This window comes from Pseudomonas sp. SIMBA_041 (genome assembly GCF_046535095.1).
Taxonomy (GTDB): Bacteria; Pseudomonadota; Gammaproteobacteria; order Pseudomonadales; family Pseudomonadaceae; genus Aquipseudomonas; species Aquipseudomonas mucoides.
In genome coordinates this window covers 1-263 of sequence record NZ_JAWRXJ010000461.1, presented here as the reverse complement: position 1 = coordinate 263, position 263 = coordinate 1, and the positions used below count along the sequence as shown (strand labels likewise).

General features: G+C 57.8%; 1 protein-coding gene. It reads left to right on the top strand.

Annotated features, from left to right (window positions below; all coding sequences use genetic code 11):
- Positions 1 to 16: 16 nt before the first annotated feature.
- The coding region (locus SB725_RS31925; RefSeq protein ID WP_410923465.1) for a hypothetical protein at positions 17 to 263 on the top strand (247 nt) is incomplete at its 3' end.

Here is a 263-nt window from a genome sequence, read left to right as displayed (position 1 = left end):
CGGCATGGAACCTGTCGTGCATGAGATGTTTCTTGAAGCCTGCCGGTCCGGCAACATGGCGAAATCGTGGAAGTACAGTCTCTACCACGGTGGACTTCGGCTGTGGGAATGTACGAAATCGTTCCAGTGGGCCGATGTCGCGATGCTGCTCAACGACACCGAGTGCGCGTTCGCTGTATCGAAGCTGAACCTTGGCGAAGGGCGCGTCGTACAGATCGACAACGGCATTGACGAGACGTTTACGTCGATCGCGCGCAAGGCGC